Consider the following 20,235-nt stretch of genomic DNA (forward strand, 5'->3'; position numbering starts at 1 on the left):
CCTACTATTATTTATCTCGCTAAAAAGGATTGTCTAGCGAATGTATTCTTTGAGAATACTGTTGCGATTGGGATGCCGCAACTTGCGGAGAGCTTTCGCTTCAATTTGACGAATCCGTTCGCGGGTAACGTTGAAGATTTGACCGATTTCTTCAAGAGTTTTCATGCGTCCATCATCCAAACCGTAGCGCAGACGCAGCACATCCCGTTCGCGGGGGCTGAGGGTGTCGAGGACGCTTTCTAGATCTTCCCGGAGGAGGTTTTTAGAAACTTGATCTTCGGGGGTTTCACCATCTGCTTCGATGAAGTCACCCAGACGGGAGTCTTCTTCTTTACCGATGGGAGTTTCTAGAGAAATGGGTAACTGAGCTGATTTAGCAATGAATCGCAGTTTCTCAATGGTCATTTCCATACGAGTAGCGATTTCTTCTTCAGTGGGTTTGCGACCCATTTCTTGAGATAGAAGCTTCGTTGTTTTCTTGATCCGAGAAATGGTTTCGTACAGGTGAACGGGTAGTCGAATGGTGCGAGATTGATCTGCGATCGCTCTCGTGATTGCCTGACGAATCCACCACGTTGCATAGGTGGAAAATTTGTAACCTTTTTCGTGGTCAAATTTTTCAGCGGCTCGAATTAAGCCTAGACTGCCTTCCTGAATCAAGTCTTGGAAGGATAAGCCTCGATTCATATATTTTTTGGCAATCGAAACCACCAAACGCAGGTTTGACTGCACCATTTTGTCTTTAGCGCGGCGACCTACATAGAGGCGATGTCGGAACGCTGGTAGGCGCTTCTTCACCTCTTTAGACCACTCTTCTTGTTGGGGTTCTCGCCCTAGCTGAGTAGCGAGTTGTTCCCAGACTCGCTCAGATTTCAGCACTCCCTCAGCCCACTCTATATCCTGCGGTTCCCGCTCCAGATTTTCGATCAGTTGCTCGCGCAAACGCTCTAATTCTAGTAAGTCGGCTATCTTGCGTGCGAGTTCAATTTCTTCATCGGCTCTTAAGAGACGAATCCGACCAATTTCTTGTAAATAGAGACGAATCGAATCCTCAGTGTAGTGTTTCTTTTTCGTTTGCACCCGACGACGGGATCTACTGACCTTACCAGGCTTACCTTCGTCTTCATCGGGCGTTACGTCTACAAAGTCGTCTTGATCCGCGTCTTCATCAATTAAGAGATCCAACTCGCTCTCAGGCGGAGTGATGATTTCGAGTACGTCGTTGGCCTGGGTCATGCCGAATTCCTCATGCTCCTTCAGTTAAAGACCAGAAGATGGTGTTAGTTAATCTACAAAACAAGTTAGCCAGTCGTTTACCTTGCCAGCTTTCAACGCTTGCTGACTGGCTCAATGAGAGAAAAGAGAGAATGCGCTTGCGTGCAACGCCAGCGTTAGATAACCGCGTTGAAATAGGTGTTAATGCTGGTAGTGTTCAAAACCTTTCCGATTGTAGCCTTTCTCACAAAACTTGCACGCTTTTGGTTTATTTAAACCTTCAAATATGAAGTTAATGTCAAGGCGGCTTTTCCCAATGGATAATCCGATTGGAATTGATACACCCACTCCGATCTCATCTCCTTCAACTAGCTTGTACAGGATTTACCAGCAACACTCGCTGGTTGATTTGGTGATGCCTCCAGCCAGTTGAGCGCTGTCTTTCTATAAATAGCCTATAGTTAAGCGTCAAAGGTTTGGGGAGAGTAGCACTAAGCAGTAATGAACGTTTAGGCAAAAATAGAGAAAATATTGCTTGATTTCGCATTTTGCTTAAATGCAACTCTATCCTACTGACGCTTGATGGGCGATGGGTTGCGACAAATGGCTGAATTCTATTCCGTCATTCTAATCAACAAGAGCCAAAATGTGACAGAGAAAACATCAATATATTTCGTATTTAGGTTAAAGAGGTCAACTGACTTTGCTGCCACAGCGCATCGATGGTAACAAATTGATATCCTTGCTGCAATAGTTTAGGCACTAACTGGGCGGTCGTTTCAGCCACATCTTGACCTCCATAATAGCCATCATGCAAAACAATGACCGAACCATTTTGGACTTGCCGCAAAACTCGCTGTACGACGACGCTAACCCCAGGCTGTACCCAGTCTTCCGGCACCACGCTCCACATGACAGGTCGATAGTTCCACTGCTGCAATAAATCTAAGGTCTGGGGTGTAAACAAACCATTGGGGGGTCGAACGTCACGAATAAATCGTGGATCGAGTTGACAGGCGTGTTGGATCGCCTGCTGTGTCTGTTCCATACTTTGTTTGAGGTCAGCTGGACTCAGCTTGGGAAAAGCGCGATGATCGTACCCATGTAGCCCAAGCCAGTGACCCCGCCGGTAGACTTCTTTCGCAGTCGCTGGTGCGCGGTTAACGCAAACACCCAGCCAAAAAAAACTGGCGGGTATGCCGTAGTGGTCTAGCACTTTCAAGAGTTCGGGAGTGTATTGGGGATGGGGGCCATCATCAAACGTGAGGGCGATCGCTCGTGAATTTCCAATACCCGACCACAGACAACGGGGAAAGGCAGGCTGAAGAATTCGGTACACAATAGGAAATAGCGGAGCTAGCTGCATTTGCTCTTTGATGTCGTTTTTCTAATGGGTGTCAACAGACGGTGAGTCTCAAAGGTCAATTTAAACAACAAAGCCCATGTTTTGCCATACTGGCGGGAGCTTCTCTTTTATTTGCTCTCTCTGGGTGCAGCACCGTAACCACTAACCAGTATGAAGCAACCGCCCGGACAACTTTAACTTGGAAAGTCGGTTACTCGACTAATCCGGGTCGCAATCAAGAGCGAATCGAAACTTTTGGCTCTACTTCCTTACTCAACCGCAATGGGGAGAAGCCAGAAGGCGCGGTAATTGGCCCCGACGAACGGGAACTTTGGTGGTCTGCACTGCCACCACGACCCACGCTTGATGAAATTGAACAGCGACTGCAACCTGCCGAAAAGGCAAGCCAGCCAGAGATTTTGCGAGATGTGAATTACCAAATTACTTATCGCAGCAACGGGCAGAGTGTTACCTTGCCGACGAATTACGATGTCTATCGAGAGGTTGTCAAGGCATATCCTTCCCAAACGCCTTTAGAGCTGACGCTAGGAGTCAATGATTCCTCTGTGGAGAAAGCGGAACCCAAGTTTGAGAATTAAAAGAGATATTAAAAAGCAAAAATTAAGGCGGGGGCGATCGCTTCCCTGTCTTTCGGCTCCTCTGCCCCCCTGCTTAATTCTTCCTGCGGACTTTAGCCACAGAGCGTTTCAAAACAACAGGCGTCTTTAACGGTTGACTACCCTTAATTAACGGCTGGTTACTCTCCAATGCTTGCAGACCATCGAGAACCGCATCTCGGATCGCCGCTTCCGGTTCTTGATTCAGCATCAGCCGAAAGTATTCGGCAACACTACGTCGATGCTCCCGCTCTAACCGAGCCTCTGTGACTAAGGCACAAAGTCGGCGAACCGCAATCAGACGCTTCAGGGGGTCTACCTGCGTCAGCTCCGTTAACCAATGGTTCAGGTTAGCTTCATCCCGATTTAGTTGACGGCTAATAATTTGCCAGACCAAGAGGATTAGAGTTGCCAGAGTGCCCAGACCTTGAAGAATTGCACCAGCGGCAATCCAGGGACTGTCGGAGTCTACCCAGATGGAAACTGCCATGTAAGTGCTGAGGCTAGCAATGCCGCCACTGCCAACGGCAAGCGTTAATTGCCGGTTGGAGCCACTAAAAAACCGTTGCAGGCTTGACCAGTGTACTTGCCAGTCCCACTCCTGCATCAGGTAAACCAGCAACATTACCAACACACCAGCGCCGGTAGCCAGTAGGAGCTTCCAGTTCCAGAACAGCATCACCACCACAACGGCGCTCACCACCAGCCAGCTGCCCGATCCCTGACTTGGGTGCCGGGGAAACAGCTTGAGGACTGGCATTTTTAATTGTTTCTGCGACAGAGCCAATTGGATCTGGTTTACGAGTTGTTGTCGCCAAGACGACGCCTGTGCCACGAAAGTTTCCTGCTTAAGTCAGATAGATTATACCTAACGAGTTAACTATCGTAATACCTTTTAGTCCTAAGCTCGTAGCCCGTAGTCATTCGTCCTTCGTTTTAGCAAGTTGACCAATGACTACGAACCAATGACCGATGACCGCTCACAAACCAAAGCTCAAGTCATCGACGGTCAGACAGCCATCAAAAGCGTAGAAGGTGATCCGATAGATATTTGGTACTGCGACGCTCAGCTGAGTGTTCGGAGGAATATTGGAATCCGTTCCGGCTAGATTTGGTTCTGTCAACTCCGAGCGCCCCAGGAGTTGGTTTTGCTGGTCGTAGGCAGATAAAATTGTTCGCTGAGAACTGGTGACAAAGCCGCTGACAAAGCGAACCGGAAACTCAAAGGAAATTTCTATCAAGCCGTTTTTAGGGGCACCCATGAGGACGGTGGTGCCAGATCGAGGGGGGAAAGCGGGGTTGGAGGGATGGAGAGCGATCGCGTTTCTAAACGTGAGACCCCATTGCTGAAACTGGCGCTCCACCACGTCAAAGCATTTCAAGTCTTCCATGTTGAGGCGAACGCAGGTTCCCTTATTTAAGGGGAAGCCGGAGTCAGCGCTAGCCGGCTCCGCGCTAGGAGAAGCGACAACGGTGGACGCATCGATCGACTCAATTGTTGGTGCGGATGCGGATGCGTTAAAGTCGCTGATTTCATCCCACGGAAGACTGCATTGCTTTGCCATAACGTTCTGTGAATGTACTTTTTCAAGAACTGGATCGCCGTTTATTACTCCGACACAGATATCTCCAGACTTGACGGAGCTATCACTTGGGAGTGACGACCTGAAGCTACTAACCCCCCCTCTGTTCATTCAGCCTCCTTGACTTGTGGGGCATCTTTTACGATCTGATTCCGAGTAATGCTTCCTCCCTCAGGCAAAAAATTCCGCATTTTTAATTTCTTGTGAGGAAAGTTTTAGAAGAAATGTTCCAGTCATCAAAATTGGCTGATGACGATTGCCATCGCGATCGCACACACCCTGTTACTTAAATACGCAAAAACCCGGTGAGGGGTTTCACCCCCTACCGTTTGGATTATCTCTGATTTTTTCTAATTTGGCGGAAAAAAACCAGCGGCTGGATTGGCATAGCGGAAAGTCTTATCAACCGGCTGATGTATTTTCACCTTAATTTACATCTGCCTTTAGGGATAACTATTTGCAAAATCTTTAATTTCAAGACGGTTGTTTTATCGTTCCTTTAAATTGCGGATAAATTACAGGATCGTTGCTCCAGTTAGGCTGGGCGCATTTGCTGCTAGATCGTTTGGTCTGACGCTACCCGATGAGAAATTCTGAAACCACCTATATGCAAGCGTTTCATCGTTCAAAGTCTAAAGCAAAAATCTAAAATAGTATCAGTCACCAGCTCAACTGAGCACCGCCGATTGAAACTGGGTGTTAGGAATCAACCAGTAGTCAGACGTTCTAACACTCAACAATTCGCGACAATGAGCGCTCGTGGCGATAACAATGAGGTTTATTCATGATTCAGCCACCCGGCTTTGAGATGCAATCGATTGTCACTTCCTTGGGAAGAGTGGTGTACTACACCCCCAAGGGGGCACCTTGGCGCTCGGCGGATGCAGCCATGTCAGAGAATCTGCCCACGTTGGTTTTCCTACATGGCTTTGGTGGTGGGTCATCCGCCTACGAATGGTCGAAAGTCTATCCAGCTTTTGCAACCGATTATCGAGTGATTGCACCCGACCTAATTGGTTGGGGTCGGTCTGACCACCCCGCACGCAATTACCAGATAGATGACTACATCAACACAATTATTGAGTTCATCGAGCAGACTTGTAACGAGCCAGTACCCGTCGTGGCATCTTCTCTCACGGCTGCTTTTACAATTAGAGCTGCGATCGCTCGCCCCGATCTCTTTAAGTCCCTGATTCTCACCACACCGGCGGGTCTGTCTGACTTTGGGGAAAATTACACCCGTAGCTTTTTTGCCCAACTCGTTGCTACGCCCATTCTGGATCGCTTGCTCTATAGCACGGGCGTTGCTACGGAGGGTGGCATCCGTAGTTTCCTAGAACAGCGACAATTTGCTCGTAGCCGTCGCGTATATCAGGAAATCGTAGACGCTTATTTGCAATCTGCCCAACAACCCAATGCGGAATATGCAGCGCTCTCTTTTGTTCGGGGAGATTTATGCTTCGATCTATCCCTTTACATAACTCAGCTAAACGTGCCTACTGCCATAATGTGGGGGGAAAAGTCCGAGTTTACGGGTCCGGAAGTTGGCAGGCGGCTGGCAGCTTTAAATCCGCAAGCTGTCCGGGTTTTTCAGGCGCTTGATGATGTGGGATTGACGCCCCAACTGGAACTGCCTGCGGTGACAATCGGCTTCATCCGGCGATTTTTAGACTTGCTGGACTAGAAATGTCAAAGAAACCCATTATTTTAGAAAATAGTGGGTTTCTCTACCGCAAGATTAGTCTGGGAACCGGATATCAATGACTGTGGAATTGAAGTTATAACCTGAGCCGTCTAGTTCTACTGGAATGCCAATTTTGAGTTTGGTACCGCCGACAACCGGCCCATCTTTTGTGATTTGGGCTTTAGTACCGAAAGTCATCAGCATATCGGTACTGAAAGAATCAGGTCTAGGATCGGGGAGCGCTTTGACAGAACCATCCGGTTGCGGGACGGTCACGCTTCGGGGCAGGATCTTGATGGATTTAATCTCCATCTGTCCGGCGGGTTGATTGCGGATAATAATATTCGTTTTTTTCTCCTTCTGGAACTGGTCGATTAAAGCCTGGGGATCTCGCACATTTAAACCCCGGACAATCAAATCCATTTCTACGGGTTTTGTGGTAACGCCGACTTGGGCAACCGAACCGGAAGTGCCGGGAAAAAAGAAGATTCCTACAATAACTGAGAGAATCACTAAGGCAGCACCCACATCTAAGATGCTCACCTTGCCGAATAAGCGACCTTGAGAATCCAAAATCTTCATGCAGAATTGTCCTGGCTCTAGCTAAAAAACTGGGGAGATTCAGTAACCTCTAACTCTACAAATCACAAGGTAGATGATACTTAATCCGGCAGTCTTTTGTCAGAGTACCATGAGTGTCGCCTTGAGAGTGCTGGCAGATGGCTGGTTGTAAAGCCTTCCTGAAAAGACTGCCTAACTTAGTCTACGACCCGGATGTAGCCTTGCTTCAGGCTGTCAAATACTCGGTTGACTTGGATCTGCTCTTCGGAGCTGAGAGCCGTCTTCGATAACAGCGCCGCCATCAGCCGTTGTTGGTCATGGCGAGTAATTCTGCGCGTAGTTAATAATTGCTCGACTAATTGAGCGATCGTTAGGGAGAGGCTTTGAGCTTGCATCTGGTTATCGGGGCACAGGATTCTATTTAAATTTTCGGTAAACTTGCCCTCCAGTTCATCAGGACATTCACCGAATCTGGTGATGAAAAATGGCTAAATTTTCAGGAGTACCGAATCAGTATTGTACGGGGGATCGATCTTAGTTGGAGGCTTTGCCCAGGCTTGAGCGATCGCAAAATATCTCGATTACGGTTGAAGCTGCAACTTAGAATTCTCAAATCACGTCTGTTTGTTTCAGACTAATGAAAGTTGTTGTCACATTTAGGCGGAGCGATCGCATTCTATAAGATTCTCTTTCTCTGGGCTGAGGCTTGGGAAGCAGAACAAGAACCCGAAATTGTGACTTTTAAAATGTGGTGTTGCCTCGCCTGCTTTCAGGGTAGGGAGTGTTGAAATTGTCAAGACTGGTCGCCGATCGCAACTGTCGATTTGATTATCACTCGTATTCGCTATGAAGTTGAACCCCTTGTCATTTTTTTCTCGTCGTTCCTCCCGCCGCTGGTTCTATCCGTTCCTCTCATCTGTAGTGGCGCTGTTTATTTGTGTCGGTTTGCCTCAGTCTGGGCAAGCGATCTCGCTGTTTGACTTGATTTTGCGCGGCGTTCAGGTAATTCAGCTATCGAATATTTCTGATAAACAGGAAATCCAGATTGGTCGGGCAATTAATAACCAGCTGGTCAGTCGGGAGATTCGGCTGTATCGCAATCCGCAAATCGTTCGCTACGTTGAAGAGATTGGTCAGCGGTTGGTGGCAAAGAGCGATCGCCCTGATATTCCTTATACGTTTCAAGTGGTTAACGATAAGGGTCTCAATGCCTTTGCGACAATGGGAGGCTTTGTCTACGTCAACACTGGCTTGCTCACAGCAGCAGATAATGAAGCTCAGCTGGCGAGTGTAATGAGTCACGAAATCGGTCATATTGCCGGTCGTCATGCAATTGAGCAGATGCGGAAAAGTGCGCTAGCTCGCGGCGTAGCGGCAGCAGCGGGGTTGGATCGCAACCTAGCCGTTCAAATTGGCGTAGATTTGGCTCTACGGCGTCCGAACAGTCGGCAAGATGAATTCGAGGCAGATCAAAAGGGACTGCAAACCATGATTAGGGCAGGTTATGCTCCCTCTGGAATGGTGGCTTTCATGGAAAAGCTGCTCAGGGCAAATTCGGTGCCTACTTTCTTAAGTACCCATCCGGCAACCTCGGATCGGATTAAGGCTTTGGAACGTGCCATTGACCCGGAAGATGCCAATATCGGCGATGGGTTGGATCAGCAGGCTTATAAAGCGAAAATTCGCCCTCTGATTTAAGGTCTGAGCATCTGGCGGCGCATCCGACTCACCTGAGATGGATCGATTTGCGTCACTGCTTCTTTCAAGGGTAGTTTGCGAACGCGACGCCGCGCCACATTGACTTGATAAACCAAGTTGTTCGTGAGATCCAAGCCTGTCAACCAGCCACTTTTCTGGTGATAGGCACCCGTATCGATGTCAAGCCAGCCGTTGCCTTGGGCAAGTTTCCCTGGTGCTACTCCAGGCAGGGTAAAGGTGATGGTGTGACCTGTAACGATCAGTTTATCGGGGAAGTACGGCTGGGGAATGCTGTGAAATTCTTCGCGAATCCAGCAAAATTCCTCAGCGGTTTGCTTCTCGAAGGGAATTTGCGGATGGACGCCTGCATGAACCAACCAGACATCGCCTAAGTCTAAATATGTGGGTAGCGATCGCATCCACTCGATATCCTCTGTTGGAATACCCGCTTCCCCATAACTGTTCACGGTTGCATGACCGCCACTGTAGAGCCATCCTTGCAGCGCTGGGCCGTAAATTTGTCCATCGCCCAACACGTCTAATAACATTTGCTCGTGGTTGCCCAACAAACAATGGTAGGAATTTTGCTTAACAAATTTAACGACCTGAGCGCTGTGAGGCCCTCGATCGATTAAATCCCCCAAAAAATAAACCGAGTCATTTGAGGAAGGAGCGATCGCTTCCAATAAGGTCATCAGGCCTTCGTAGTGGCCATGTACATCACCAATCACAATGCGACGGGGGGTCATTTTGCTCATCCTCAATCCGATTACTCACAACCTTAGATAGCGCCTCAAAGTAAGACACCGAATCACTGTCGATCAAAACTTATACACTCATGGACATCCCTAGTCATGTCGCCCAGGTTATAGCGCGGGTGGGGGAGTGACTTTTAAACGCAGCACAGTATCATCAAATTCCAATGTCTTACCAATAAACCATTGGTAATATGTTTGTTGCGTCTGCTCCGTTACAGCTAGATGCAACTTATAGCCCGTTAAAACTGATAACCACGCTAAAACTGGGTTGATTAGTAAGTCAATCAAGTAGGAGAATGTCAAAAAAGGGAATGTCCTTGTATTAAGAGTTTCACGGAGCGGATGCACAGCCTGAATAGGGAACACCAAAAAAGCACTGGGAAAACCAACTAGAAATGGGAAGTTAAAAGTCAAAGGCATATTTTTAAAGCTGACTTTTAAGTTCTAAATTCTCTTCTAAGTGGCGGGATGTATCAAATTGTAAGTATGGTAGACTACATTATTAATCATATCTCGCCTAGCTTGAGTAGAACCTTCTGGGATCGGGAATCTCTCTGAAGGCGGTCGAGTGTTGGGTGAAACAGAGCGAGACAATCAATAGAAAAATTCTCTCGCTATCGTTAAATGTCAGGATTTTTTCCCTTAAAGTTCCTTGCCTCCTGTGTCTTCTACTGTGTCTTCTGCTACGCTGCCAGTTATTATTGCTCTGAAACAAGCTAGTAGTATCGCTTGGGTAAATCAGGCGATCGCTAACGTGGATACTATTCTGCTCGATCATTCCCACTGCGAACGGAAAGCAGCAGGAGTTGCTTTGAATTTGATGTTTCGCTACCCTTCTTATACTCAGTTAGTGCGGCAGCTTACCAGGATCGCCTGCGAAGAACTGGAACACTTTGAGCTGGTTAATCAGTGGCTGGAACGTCGTGGCATCCCCCTTGCTGCCCTCTCTGCGCCTCCCTACGGTGCCGGGATGAAGACGCAAATCCGCGCTAAGGAGCCGGATCGGTTATTAGATTCATTGCTAGTTTCTGGGTTGATTGAGGCTCGAAGTCACGAACGGCTGGGATTACTCGCCACCCACTTACCCGATCCAGAGTTAGCCCAATTTTATGGCAGCTTGATGGCATCTGAGGCACGTCACTATGGCGTTTATTGGGTGCTTGCCGATACTTACTTTGAGCGTGCTGTTGTCAACCAACGGCTGGAGGAATTAGCCGTCGTTGAGAGTCAGTTGCTGGAAACGCTGCATCCAGAACCGCGAATTCACAGCTAAAGGCAAGAAGCAGATGAAAGCTCAATATCGGGATTTTGTGATTCGTGGCTGGGAAAAGCGCGATCGCACTTTTGCAGCTGATGTGATCCATTCGGTGTTAACCGAGTATGGCTTGCCTTGGCAACCAGAGGAGGCAGATCGGGATGTTCTAGAGGTAGAAAAATTTTATCAGGATACTGAGGGTGAGTTTTGGGTAATTGAAAAACAAGGGCAAGTAGTAGGGACTGGCGCGTATTATCCAGTGAAGCGCGGGGACAGAGCGGTAGAATTACGCAAAATGTATCTATTGCCAGCTGTGAGAGGGCAAGGACTAGGTAAGTATTTGTTACAACAACTCGAAAATGCGATCGCTTCTCGTGGTTTTCAGGAAATTTGGATTGAAACCGCTAGCGTTCTCAAAGAAGCAGTCAAATTGTATGAAAGTAGTGGGTATGAACCAGAAACAGGTGTTGAGACGGCAAGATGCGATCGCGTCTACGTTAAATTCCTGTAACCCTCACGACTGATTTAGACCATTTACATTTCCGTTTGCGACTAAAAAAAACAAAACATTCTCCAGCCCTTTCTCAAATCGCAATGTTTTGGCAAGATTGTCTCGCTTTGAAAGGATTGAATCGATGATAATCATATCGGGCTTGGCTGAGATTGCCTTTTCAAGACATTCCTGACCGTTAGAAGCTTCAACAACGCTGTAGCCTTTTGCCTGTAACACATCAGTAAGTATCTTGATTGTTGATTCATCTTCATCTACTACCAAAACTTTTTTTTTTGAGGTTTCTTGAGCCAGAAGCGATTCAATAGCATTTAGAAGTTCTTCCTGGTTAATTGGCTTTGCCAAATACCTGTCAATTCCTAAACAATAGCCTCTATCTTTGTCTTCTATAATTGATAAAATGATTATCGGTATGGTTGTAGTTCCAGGGTCATTTTTCAGTACTGCTGCCACATCAAATCCATTCATGGCAGGCATCATCACATCCAGAATAATCAAATCAGGATGTTCTTTTTTAACCTGTGTAATGGCATCCATACCGTCTTTAGCTTGCCTAACAATATAACCTTCTGCTTCCAATTGCTGTGTGAGAAGTTCTCTAATAGATGCTTCATCATCTACTACCAGAATTGTTTTCTTTTGTTTATTAGAAGAGGCTTTAGAAGTGATTACATGACCTTTTAGTTGTTTTAAAAGCGTGTCCAAATCAACTTTTTCAAACTCAAAATTTCCGCCTGTACTGATAGGTAAGGTGAATGAAAAGTTGCTTTCTTTACCCAATTTACTTTCTACCCAGATTCTACCCTGATGATGTTCTACGATTTGCTTGCAAATGGGCAGTCCTAAACCAGTTCCTTTAGGTTTGTCTGTTAATGTATCACCTACCTGCTTAAATTTTTCAAATACTTGCTCTTGGTCAGCCTTGGCGATGCCTATACCACTATCAATAACGCTGATAATAACCTCGTTGTTGATTTTTTTTGCTCTGCAAGTTATGCAGCCTTCTGGCGTAAATTTGACAGCATTGGAAATTAAATTAATCACAACCTGAACGAGTCTATCCTTATCACCCACTAGCTCAGGTAGTTCATTTTCGATATCCTTAATTAACTTTAGCGGCTTCGTTTCAAATAAGGCGGATGTAGCCGCTGTTGCCTGTGCAATTATTTCAGATATATAAATTGGTTCTGTCTTCCACTCAATCTTTCCTGCTTCTAACTTTGCCAAATCAAGGACACTATTGATTAAATTTGTTAGTCTTTCCCCTTCAGACACAATGATGTCAAGGTTTTCTTCTACTTGCTTGATGGTTTTCCGAACTTTCTTATCTTCACTTTGAACTTCAGGAAATATAACGGAATCTAGTTTTTTCTTGATAATTTTTGCGAATCCCAAGACAGAGGTAAGAGGTGTTCTTAACTCATGGGAAACAAGAGATAAGAAATCTGACTTGGCACAATTAGCAACTTCAGCGGCTTCTTTAGCTTGTTGTAACTCTTGTTGCGTCCGCTGGCGCTCGGCAATCTCGCTTTGCAAATTCTGAATAGTATGATTCAATTCAAGAGTACGTTCTTCTACTCGAATTTTTAACTCTTCCTCAGACTTTTTCAGAGTTTCTTCTACCAACTTTTTATCAGTGATGTCTTCATAGGTACCTAGAATACCTACAACATTCCCTGCATCATCATGGAGTGGAATCTTATTCGTTTCTGCCCAAGACTGTTTTCCATCGGATTGAAATTGAGTTTCAACGATGTGATATTGGGGCGTATCTGCCTCCATGATGCGGTTGTCACACTCGCGGTACCAGTCCGCCTCCTCCTTATTCCAAGCCAAGTCGTAGTCTGTTTTGCCAACAATGCCTTCTGGCGTATTAACCCCTGCTACTCGCGCAAAGTTGTAATTGCAACCCAGATAAACAGACTTTCTATCTTTCCAAAAAATTAACTGCGGGATGTTGTTCATCACTAGCTGTAGCATTTGCTTACTCTCTCGTAGTGATGCCTCTGCCTCTTTAGTAGGAGTAATGTCTTCTACTGTTCCCACAAAACCGATGAGTTCGCCTTTATTGGAAAGCAAAGGAGATGACCGAATGTAAGCCCAACGTACAATTCCCTCTCGTGTTTGAAAGCGACATTCGTGCGAATATTCCTTCCGCTGACGAGTGTAGGTATACCATTGTGCGATGACGCGATCGCTATCTTCCGGATAAACTGACCGCAACCAACCATCTCCCAAGCTTTCCTCAAGTGTAAAGCCACAAATTGCTTGACAGCGCGGGTTTGTATAAGTGCATTTACCTTCAATATCTGTCATAAAAATGCCGACTGGCAAACAAGCACTGAAAGAACGAAATTGCTGTTCGTTTTTCTTAAGTTCTGCATTGATGGCTTCCAAGTCCAATGCTTGTTGTTTTACCTGTGCTGTATTCTTAAACAGGTCAACAAACATCGATACTTTTGAGAGTAATATTTCCGGTTCAATCGGCTTAACCAGGTAATCTATCGCGCCTAGGGAATAACCTGTGAATATATTAGTGTCGCTTGTGCCGTATGCGGTTTGGAAAATAATTGGAGTCTGGCGCGATCGCTCTCTAGCTCGAATCAGCCTTGCTGTCTCAAATCCATCCAGTTCTGGCATCTGGACATCGAGCAAAATCACAGCAAAATCCTCATTTAGCAAACATCTTAAGGCTTCCATCCCCGAATTTGCTTTGACTAAATTCTGCCCTAAGCTACTCAATACTGCCTCTAACGCCAGCAGATTTTCTGGATGGTCGTCAACCAAAAGGATATTTGCTTTCGGTTCTGACTGCATATTTTACCCTCAACGTTTAGTGACAAAAATTGATTAAAAAATTAATATTGCTAAATATTTTTACGATTGATCTTACAGGCGCTAGAGCTAGCTCTGTAGGCATTCAACGCCGTTTTGATTTTTGCAAAAATCTTTATTACAGTTACTACTGTGCTATGGCAATCCTACATCTTTTTCTTTTCCTAAGCCCAAAGTACGGGCTACATCGAGGCGATACGATAGCGCGATCGCTAACGCCCAGGCTACACCTACCTACACTTACATAGTTCAACTACATCTATTCACAAAATTAAGCTCTCTCAATTTCTAGAATATTCGATGCTTTTGCCACTACCTCATCTGGATCGAAAGGCTTTGTCATATACATATCCGCCCCTACTTCATTTCCCTTCTGCTTATCAAATTCTTGCCCTTTAGCAGTCAACATGATAATGTAAACGTCTTTAATCTCTAGTTCATTTTTAACCGCATTACATACATCAAATCCATTCATTTTAGGCATCATTACGTCGAGAAAAACAAGAGCTGGCTTTTCTGCTTTAATTGTCTCCAATGCCTCTTCACCATTAGTTGCTGTTAGTAACTCCACGCCCTCATCTTCAAGATCCTCAAGGGTTTGTTCTAACAAAAGTCGAATGTGAGGCTCATCATCAACAATTAATATCTTCGGATTCATTCTGTTTCTTACTATTTAATAAAGAACTTCAAAAACTTCTACAGCTTCTTTTTTTCCTTTTACTTGAACGCTCCCAATCTCCTTAAATTCAAATAGATGTTTTGTACTCTCATAGATAGAACTACTAACTAGGATCTGCTCACCTTTTGCCATAGATTGCAGCCTAGACGCTATATTAACTTTATCTCCTATTGCTGTATAGTCCATGTGTTGTGGAGAGCCAACGTTGCCAACAACTACCTCTCCCGAACTTATACCGATTCCGGTAAGAAAATTATCCCTAATCCAAGCAACTGGGATTGTTTTTATGCGTTTTTGCATCTCAATAGCTGTTTCAATAGCTCGTCGTTCGCTATCGACAAGAGTTGAAGGTGCGCCAAACATGGCAACAATCATATCTCCAACAAACTTGTTCACAGTACCGCCGTGGCTAAATATCACCTCTACCATGTGAGTAAAATACTCATTCAAATATTCTACAATTGCTTCTGGTGCTAACTCCTCGCATTTAGTGGTAAAGTTTCTAATATCAGAAAAGAGAATGGAAATGTCTTTTTTAGCAGGAACTAAAGAAATATCTTCTTGAGGATCTAAAATAGCTTCAACGACTTGTGCAGGGACATATCTTTCCAAGTTACTTTTAATCCGCGCTTCTCTAAGTTTATTTTCATGGAGCAGAGCGTTTTCGATAGCTGCTGCGGCTTGGGATGCTAAAGCAGTGAAAAGTTTTAAATCTTGTGCTGTATAATTGACTAATTCATCGCTACTCAAATTAAACACGCCAAGAACTACGTTTTGCGTCTTCAGTGGGGCGCAAATTAGAGATTTTATCTTATTATTACCTGTAATAAATCTAGAATCTGACTCTACATCATTGACTATCTCTGCGTTTCCTAGATGAAACACGCTGCCAGCGATACCTTCACCAGGGAACAGGGTAGTTTTATGCTGATGTTCTTGACCAAAAGCAGCAATGATTTCAAGCTTTCCTGTCTTTTCATTCAGTAACATCGCTGAAGCATTGGTTGTTTTTATAAGTCTCCTAGCTTCATCAATCACTAATTTGGCAATCTCTTTAAGATCCAGGCAAGCTGATAGTTTTCCGGAAATATTATAGAGAAGGTTTATTTCTTTATATCTATCCAGTACTTCGCGGGCAAGCGTCTTTTTTTCAAGCTCTTTTCCAGCTATATAGGTAAGCAACGATGCAAGACTGGATGCTTTGTCTCCGCCAAATACCCATCCAATTACTTCCTCTGAAAGCTGTATAGGGAATTTATTTGATGAAGAAAAAATACTATTCCCGATTAGTAGACTACCGTTGACATCTATAATACTTACAGAGCTATCCAATGTCTCGATTAAGTCAGCGATGAGCGAAGAAATTTCTTTTTTAGAAATCAGCTTTTTTAAACTAATTAGAGTCATAAAATTTTTTGTCTGCCAATGCTAGGAATAATATAGCAACATTAAATGATTTATGAGGGCTAAATTCTCGATTTAGCGAAGAATCGGAGAGCTGAATCCCTGATTTAAGAATAAAATAACATTGCCATTCCCTAGCGAAAAGAATTTAAATCACAATGTTTTAAGAAACATAGCTAGTGTTTCTAATGCCGATTTGTCACCCTAAGCTTAGAATACCCATCAAGACTATGAAAATTCAAAAGAGTATTTTTTTACATTCGTGTTCAGAAAAGTGCCTCCCTTGATACATCCGCCGTTTGCACTAACCGTTGAATCACGATCGCCTATGGGATCGCTTCTTCAAGAACGCCGCTACGAGGAAGCCAGCAGCGCTAGGACAAAAATCTGCATCCAATGGCTAACCCAAGCGATCGCATCCATCAAGCCGCCTCATCTTCAAATTTCTGAAGCTGCTGCTCAGCGAAAGATTAATAACATTTTATGTTTTCCTTAACGATCCTTGGGGCGGATGTGTAAATCTATGGTATGGCATCATTTGCTCAGGGGAGCGCTTGGCTACTGTTCTTGTGGAGAGGGGTATTTTTGCGCCAATGGTATTAGGAGTGTAGGAAATGAACCCTCATCAATTATTACCCTGGGATGACAGTTCTCAGGCAACAACTCCTCGGGGACAGTTAGAGCATTTTGAAGAGCTAGTTGCAGCATTAACAGATCAACCGATCCAGACGAAGAAACAACTCCAAAAAGAGATTCTCTCACGACAAAGGTTTGAAACAGCGTTAAGCGAAAGTGAGAGACGATTCCGCGCTATTTTTAATCAAACATCCCAATTTATCGCGCTACTGCAATCAGACGGGATTGTCCTAGAAGCCAATCAGACGGCGCTAAACTTTGGTGGAATCACTGCGAGTGATGTAATAGGTTGTTTTTTTTGGGAAGCGCCGTGGTGGAGCGTTTCGCCAGAGATCCAGGAACGTTTAAAATGCGCGATCGCTCAAGCAGCAGCCGGAGAAATCGTGAGTTACGAAGTTGAGGTGCGAGGTGTTGGAAATACTGTCGCCACCTTTGACTTTTCGTTGAAGATTTTGAAGGTAGAAACAGAGTTTGTTGAGGCACAGCATACGCTACCTTTATTGATTGCCGAAGCTCAGAATATTACCGATTGCAAGCACTCAGAAAATCAGCTCACCCTGTGTAATCTAGAACGGCTAACGCTATACAAAATTTCAGAAATCGCGCAGGGGACTCAATGTCTTTACACTGCATTTCAAGAGATTGTTGAAGAAATTAGCATTGATACTGGTTTTCCGATTATCACCATCGAACTTTATGACGAAGCAAGGCAAATGATGGTATTTGCAGGGCTAAAAGGAGTTCCCTTGCCTGCGGACACAACTGTTCTTGAGGTGCCGGTAGACCAGACACTTTCGGGGAGTGTGGTTCGCACGGGTCAACCTGTCGTGAAGACGGAGCTTTCGCAGTCAGCCAAGAATAGTAACTTTAATAAAATATTCTCGCAGTCAGAGATTAAAACTTTCATTTGTATGCCGATGATCGTCAACCAACGGTCGATCGGAGTTTTAAGTTTAGCCCATTGGGAAATCGTTCAATGCAATGATTCATTCCTGAAATGGATTGGAAGTTTGGCTAATTCTATTGCTTCCCTAACCGAGCGCAAGCAGGCAGAGCAAGCACTACGGGAAAACGAAGCGAGGTATCGTCGAATTGTCGAAACCACCGTTGAAGGGATCTGGGTTCTCGATCCAGAGGGGAATACAGCTTTTGTGAATAACCAGATGGCACAAATGCTAGGACTAACAGCCGCTCAAATGTTAGGCAAGCCTTTGTTTGCTTTTATGGATGACGAAGGTTGCGCGATCGCAGAAGCTTTAATAGAACGTCGCCGCCAAGGAATTAAAGAACAACATGACTTTAAATTCTGCCGTCAGGATGGCTCCGCGCTGTGGGCAATTGTTTCTACCAATCCCATCTTCGATCAAGCGGGGAAATATGCGGGAGTCCTGGGAATGGTCACGGATATCACCCAGCGAAAAGCTACTGAAGAGGCATTGTTGCAGCAGGCAAAGCGGGAGTCGTTGATTCGGGTAATTACTCACCAAATCCGTCAATCTCTGAAGCTGGAGGAGATTCTCAACACGACAGTGACAGAAGTGCGACAATTTCTTGCCTGCGACCGGGTAGTCATTTTCCGCTTTCATCCAGACTGGAGTGGCGTTATCGCAGTTGAGTCGGTCGATTCTCGGTGGACGCCAATTTTAGGCTCGACGATGACAGATCATTGCTTTGCACAAACTTATGTGGAGCCTTACAAAAACGGTCGGATTCTAGCGATTGAAGATATTTATACGGCAAAGATAAGTCCGTGTCACATTGATTTACTGGCTCAGTTTCAGGTGAGAGCAAACTTGGTGGTTCCCATCCTCCAAGGCGAGGATTTGTGGGGATTATTGATTGCTCATCATTGTTCGCAACCGCGACAGTGGCAGCAGCTAGAGATTAATTTACTCCAAGAATTAGCAACACAGGCGGGAATCGCGATTAAACAAGCCCAACTTTATCAACAGTTGGAGGAAGCGAATCAGGAGTTGCAGCGCCTTGCCGTTTTAGATGGCTTGACTCAGGTAGCGAATCGCCGTTGCTTTGACCAGTATCTGAATAGTGAGTGGCAGCGGCTGGTGCGAGAGCAAGCACCCTTATCCTTAATTTTGGGCGATATCGATTTTTTTAAACTCTACAACGATACTTACGGTCATCAAGCGGGAGATGAATGTTTAAAGGCAGTGGCGAGTGCGATTCGGCGTGCAGTGAAGCGTTCGACGGATTTAGTGGCTCGTTACGGCGGAGAAGAATTTGCGATAATTTTGCCGTATACCGTAGTTGAGGGAGCAATCCGAGTTGCTGAGCAAATCCGCGCTGAAGTGAAGGCGTTAGCGATCGCGCACGTTAATTCTCAAGCTAGTCAGCAGATATCGCTCAGTTTGGGCATTGCTAGTGTAGTTCCGACTTTAGAATCCTCACCAGCAATGCTGATTTCCGCAGCAGATACCGCTCTCTATCAGGCAAAAGCCGCAGGGCGCGATCGCTATTACGCACACAATTAACGGCTCAGGGTACGAATGAACCGTTGTAAATTGGTGAACAATCCAGGTTTTTTCGGCGCTGGGGTTTCGCTGCCGCGGTTGCTGGGATTGGCAGCGTCCTTAGCCTGAGTTGTTCCTGCCAGGATGTTGTCAAGTTCTTCGCCCACTGGTTTTGTAGAAACTTCGGCAATCAGCTGATAGTTGTCGTTTGTTTCCTGCCAAACTTGCCAGGGTGAAGGGTAGCAGCGAAGCACCGCAGCACCGTCGAGGGGTCTGAGATAGTAGCTAGATTCCAGGGTAGTCAGGAAGCGATCGCGCAATTGTCGTCCCGCGTAGCCAATGCCAATAATAGCGGCGTCTTCTAGATTAGGGTTGAGGAGAACCACCGGGCGATCGCCTGCTGCTTCGCACAGTTTTTCGACTTGCAAGACTTCTACCGCGGAAGGTTCAACGAACAAGAAAACGCGATCTTCTGGCTGAATTTTCTCATCTACCGACGCTCGGCTACTGCCAATATCTGTAATTTTAAAGGGTACTTGTCCCCAGTCGCGGCGGGCAAGGGCAGCTGCCCCAGCGTCGGGAAAGAAAACTTTCAACTCCGATGCCATCTCCTCAAAGGCTTCGATAAATTGCAAGGCGACGGGCATCGGTTTGAGTTCTGGGAAGACTAACTCGACCTTGATGCGGGTGTAACCATTGGCGATCGCAGCTTGGGTTGCTTCACGGGATTGCGCGATCGCTTCTTCTAGTGATTTAGGAAGTTCTGCCATCTCGAAAATTGTTGAATTTAAGTGGATTCAGCCAAAATGTCAAATTGATTAAAAACCTCTCCCTAACCCTCTCCTAAGAGGAAAGGGGACAAGAGAAAGAATGTTTTAATTATGTCGGGATTGCTGCTTGCCTCCGTTAGGGAAGTGGCGCGGAACGCGCAGTACGGGAAGAAGGTTGGGGATTCGGTTTAATGTTGTCGTTGATGATTCCCACCT

The 20,235-nt window shown here is 45.6% G+C and carries 19 protein-coding genes; 8 read left to right on the top strand and 11 right to left on the bottom strand.

Annotated features, from left to right (window positions below; genetic code table 11):
- Positions 1-33: 33 nt before the first annotated feature.
- Positions 34-1,236 carry an RNA polymerase sigma factor RpoD gene (rpoD, locus tag NDA03_RS00180; RefSeq protein WP_190413446.1) on the bottom strand — a complete coding sequence of 401 codons (1,203 nt, stop codon included), beginning with the start codon at positions 1,234-1,236 and terminating at the stop codon, positions 34-36.
- A 38-nt stretch (positions 1,237-1,274) separates the two neighbouring features.
- Here rpoD and NDA03_RS00185 point away from each other — a divergent pair, with 38 nt between their 5' ends.
- Positions 1,275-1,505: a hypothetical protein gene (locus NDA03_RS00185; protein WP_348236958.1), complete on the top strand. Its 231-nt coding sequence runs from the start codon at positions 1,275-1,277 to the stop codon at positions 1,503-1,505.
- 389 nt (positions 1,506-1,894) lie between these two features.
- Here the strand turns inward: NDA03_RS00185 and NDA03_RS00190 are convergent, their stop codons facing one another.
- Positions 1,895-2,581, bottom strand: a complete 687-nt coding sequence (locus NDA03_RS00190) for a polysaccharide deacetylase family protein (RefSeq protein WP_348236959.1) — start codon at positions 2,579-2,581, stop codon at positions 1,895-1,897.
- Between the two features lie 89 nt (positions 2,582-2,670).
- Here NDA03_RS00190 and NDA03_RS00195 point away from each other — a divergent pair, with 89 nt between their 5' ends.
- The gene (locus tag NDA03_RS00195; protein ID WP_190413766.1) at positions 2,671-3,159 is read left to right on the top strand and encodes a hypothetical protein; all 489 of its coding nucleotides are present in this window, start codon (positions 2,671-2,673) and stop codon (positions 3,157-3,159) included.
- A gap of 73 nt (positions 3,160-3,232) precedes the next feature.
- Here NDA03_RS00195 and NDA03_RS00200 read toward each other — a convergent pair whose 3' ends face one another.
- Entirely contained in the window at positions 3,233-4,012 is a 780-nt protein-coding gene (locus NDA03_RS00200; protein ID WP_348236960.1) for a hypothetical protein, read from the bottom strand.
- 145 nt (positions 4,013-4,157) lie between these two features.
- A complete protein-coding gene (locus NDA03_RS00205) occupies positions 4,158-4,742 on the bottom strand; it encodes a hypothetical protein (protein ID WP_348236961.1) in 585 nt (194 codons plus the stop codon).
- An 802-nt stretch (positions 4,743-5,544) separates the two neighbouring features.
- Between NDA03_RS00205 and NDA03_RS00210 the strand changes: the two genes are divergently transcribed.
- A complete protein-coding gene (locus tag NDA03_RS00210) occupies positions 5,545-6,444 on the top strand; it encodes an alpha/beta hydrolase (RefSeq protein ID WP_190681478.1) in 900 nt (299 codons plus the stop codon).
- 54 nt (positions 6,445-6,498) lie between these two features.
- On the opposite strand, the gene NDA03_RS00215 is transcribed toward NDA03_RS00210, so the two are convergent.
- The gene (locus NDA03_RS00215) at positions 6,499-7,026 is read right to left on the bottom strand and encodes a DUF4330 domain-containing protein (RefSeq protein WP_348236962.1); all 528 of its coding nucleotides are present in this window, start codon (positions 7,024-7,026) and stop codon (positions 6,499-6,501) included.
- Between the two features lie 176 nt (positions 7,027-7,202).
- Positions 7,203-7,400, bottom strand: a complete 198-nt coding sequence (locus NDA03_RS00220; protein WP_190413431.1) for a hypothetical protein — start codon at positions 7,398-7,400, stop codon at positions 7,203-7,205.
- Between the two features lie 451 nt (positions 7,401-7,851).
- Between NDA03_RS00220 and NDA03_RS00225 the strand changes: the two genes are divergently transcribed.
- Positions 7,852-8,703: a M48 family metallopeptidase gene (locus tag NDA03_RS00225; RefSeq protein WP_348236963.1), complete on the top strand. Its 852-nt coding sequence runs from the start codon at positions 7,852-7,854 to the stop codon at positions 8,701-8,703.
- On the opposite strand, the gene NDA03_RS00230 is transcribed toward NDA03_RS00225, so the two are convergent.
- Positions 8,700-9,461: a metallophosphoesterase gene (locus NDA03_RS00230; RefSeq protein ID WP_190413427.1), complete on the bottom strand. Its 762-nt coding sequence runs from the start codon at positions 9,459-9,461 to the stop codon at positions 8,700-8,702. The genes NDA03_RS00225 and NDA03_RS00230 overlap by 4 nt on opposite strands.
- Before the next feature lie 673 nt (positions 9,462-10,134).
- Here NDA03_RS00230 and miaE point away from each other — a divergent pair.
- On the top strand, positions 10,135-10,734 hold the full coding sequence (gene miaE, locus NDA03_RS00235) for a tRNA isopentenyl-2-thiomethyl-A-37 hydroxylase MiaE (RefSeq protein WP_348237078.1): 600 nt from the start codon (positions 10,135-10,137) through the stop codon (positions 10,732-10,734).
- Between the two features lie 13 nt (positions 10,735-10,747).
- Complete coding sequence (locus NDA03_RS00240; protein WP_348236964.1) at positions 10,748-11,227, top strand: GNAT family N-acetyltransferase; 480 nt, start codon at positions 10,748-10,750, stop codon at positions 11,225-11,227.
- 3 nt (positions 11,228-11,230) lie between these two features.
- Here the strand turns inward: NDA03_RS00240 and NDA03_RS00245 are convergent, their stop codons facing one another.
- The 3 genes from NDA03_RS00245 to NDA03_RS00255 all read right to left on the bottom strand — a co-directional run bounded on the left by NDA03_RS00245 (position 11,231) and on the right by NDA03_RS00255 (position 16,148).
- Positions 11,231-14,044: a response regulator gene (locus tag NDA03_RS00245; RefSeq protein WP_190529993.1), complete on the bottom strand. Its 2,814-nt coding sequence runs from the start codon at positions 14,042-14,044 to the stop codon at positions 11,231-11,233.
- A gap of 289 nt (positions 14,045-14,333) precedes the next feature.
- Complete coding sequence (locus tag NDA03_RS00250) at positions 14,334-14,720, bottom strand: response regulator (protein ID WP_348236965.1); 387 nt, start codon at positions 14,718-14,720, stop codon at positions 14,334-14,336.
- 15 nt (positions 14,721-14,735) lie between these two features.
- Entirely contained in the window at positions 14,736-16,148 is a 1,413-nt protein-coding gene (locus NDA03_RS00255) for an adenylate/guanylate cyclase domain-containing protein (protein ID WP_348236966.1), read from the bottom strand.
- Positions 16,149-16,473: 325 nt separating this feature from the next.
- Between NDA03_RS00255 and NDA03_RS00260 the strand changes: the two genes are divergently transcribed.
- Together NDA03_RS00260 and NDA03_RS00265 are read left to right on the top strand one after the other, a co-directional pair.
- On the top strand, positions 16,474-16,641 hold the full coding sequence (locus NDA03_RS00260) for a hypothetical protein (RefSeq protein WP_348236967.1): 168 nt from the start codon (positions 16,474-16,476) through the stop codon (positions 16,639-16,641).
- A 118-nt stretch (positions 16,642-16,759) separates the two neighbouring features.
- Positions 16,760-19,270: a diguanylate cyclase gene (locus NDA03_RS00265; protein ID WP_348236968.1), complete on the top strand. Its 2,511-nt coding sequence runs from the start codon at positions 16,760-16,762 to the stop codon at positions 19,268-19,270.
- Here the strand turns inward: NDA03_RS00265 and NDA03_RS00270 are convergent.
- Complete coding sequence (locus tag NDA03_RS00270) at positions 19,267-20,019, bottom strand: DUF1995 family protein (RefSeq protein WP_348236969.1); 753 nt, start codon at positions 20,017-20,019, stop codon at positions 19,267-19,269. The two genes, NDA03_RS00265 and NDA03_RS00270, sit on opposite strands and share 4 nt — an antisense overlap.
- Positions 20,020-20,235: the final 216 nt, after the last annotated feature.

Source organism: Trichocoleus sp. Lan (assembly GCF_039961855.1).
GTDB lineage: Bacteria > Cyanobacteriota > Cyanobacteriia > Cyanobacteriales > FACHB-T130 > FACHB-T130.

Bases quoted from the DNA above. Each gene is read 5' to 3' on its own strand.
- NDA03_RS00265 (WP_348236968.1), top strand. From the start codon at position 16,760: ATGAACCCTCATCAATTATTACCCTGGGATGACAGTTCTCAGGCAACA.
- NDA03_RS00245 (WP_190529993.1), bottom strand. From the start codon at position 14,044: ATGCAGTCAGAACCGAAAGCAAATATCCTTTTGGTTGACGACCATCCA.
- NDA03_RS00210 (WP_190681478.1), top strand. From the start codon at position 5,545: ATGATTCAGCCACCCGGCTTTGAGATGCAATCGATTGTCACTTCCTTG.
- NDA03_RS00250 (WP_348236965.1), bottom strand. From the start codon at position 14,720: ATGAATCCGAAGATATTAATTGTTGATGATGAGCCTCACATTCGACTT.
- NDA03_RS00225 (WP_348236963.1), top strand. From the start codon at position 7,852: ATGAAGTTGAACCCCTTGTCATTTTTTTCTCGTCGTTCCTCCCGCCGC.
- NDA03_RS00190 (WP_348236959.1), bottom strand. From the start codon at position 2,581: ATGCAGCTAGCTCCGCTATTTCCTATTGTGTACCGAATTCTTCAGCCT.
- NDA03_RS00185 (WP_348236958.1), top strand. From the start codon at position 1,275: ATGGTGTTAGTTAATCTACAAAACAAGTTAGCCAGTCGTTTACCTTGC.
- NDA03_RS00205 (WP_348236961.1), bottom strand. From the start codon at position 4,742: ATGGCAAAGCAATGCAGTCTTCCGTGGGATGAAATCAGCGACTTTAAC.
- NDA03_RS00260 (WP_348236967.1), top strand. From the start codon at position 16,474: ATGGGATCGCTTCTTCAAGAACGCCGCTACGAGGAAGCCAGCAGCGCT.
- NDA03_RS00215 (WP_348236962.1), bottom strand. From the start codon at position 7,026: ATGAAGATTTTGGATTCTCAAGGTCGCTTATTCGGCAAGGTGAGCATC.
- NDA03_RS00240 (WP_348236964.1), top strand. From the start codon at position 10,748: ATGAAAGCTCAATATCGGGATTTTGTGATTCGTGGCTGGGAAAAGCGC.
- NDA03_RS00270 (WP_348236969.1), bottom strand. From the start codon at position 20,019: ATGGCAGAACTTCCTAAATCACTAGAAGAAGCGATCGCGCAATCCCGT.
- NDA03_RS00230 (WP_190413427.1), bottom strand. From the start codon at position 9,461: ATGAGCAAAATGACCCCCCGTCGCATTGTGATTGGTGATGTACATGGC.
- NDA03_RS00220 (WP_190413431.1), bottom strand. From the start codon at position 7,400: ATGCAAGCTCAAAGCCTCTCCCTAACGATCGCTCAATTAGTCGAGCAA.
- rpoD (WP_190413446.1), bottom strand. From the start codon at position 1,236: ATGACCCAGGCCAACGACGTACTCGAAATCATCACTCCGCCTGAGAGC.
- NDA03_RS00255 (WP_348236966.1), bottom strand. From the start codon at position 16,148: ATGACTCTAATTAGTTTAAAAAAGCTGATTTCTAAAAAAGAAATTTCT.